The sequence below is a fragment of the Enterobacter sp. UCD-UG_FMILLET genome, from assembly GCF_000762975.1.
Classification (GTDB): Bacteria; Pseudomonadota; Gammaproteobacteria; order Enterobacterales; family Enterobacteriaceae; genus Enterobacter; species Enterobacter dykesii.
Genome location: NZ_JRJC01000022.1, coordinates 1 through 500 on the forward strand (window position 1 = coordinate 1; position 500 = coordinate 500).

The window sequence follows — 500 nt, forward strand, 5'->3', positions numbered from 1 at the left end:
TATCAGCCTGTTATCCCCGGAGTACCTTTTATCCGTTGAGCGATGGCCCTTCCATTCAGAACCACCGGATCACTATGACCTGCTTTCGCACCTGCTCGAGCCGTCACTCTCGCAGTCAAGCTAGCTTATGCCATTGCACTAACCTCCTGATGTCCGACCAGGATTAGCTAACCTTCGTGCTCCTCCGTTACTCTTTGGGAGGAGACCGCCCCAGTCAAACTACCCACCAGACACTGTCCGCAACCCGGATTACGGGTCTACGTTAGAACACCAGCCATTAAAGGGTGGTATTTCAAGGKCGGCTCCACGCAGACTGGCGTCCACGCTTCAAAGCCTCCCACCTATCCTACACATCAAGGACCAGTGTTCAGTGTCAAGCTATAGTAAAGGTTCACGGGGTCTTTCCGTCTTGCCGCGGGTACACTGCATCTTCACAGCGAGTTCAATTTCACTGAGTCTCGGGTGGAGACAGCCTGGCCATCATTACGCCATTCGTGCAG

The 500-nt window shown here is 53.7% G+C and carries 1 rRNA gene; it reads right to left on the reverse strand.

Features of this window, described 5'->3' with window-relative positions:
- Positions 1-500 (reverse strand): 23S ribosomal RNA (locus LA04_RS10300); the annotation flags it as partial.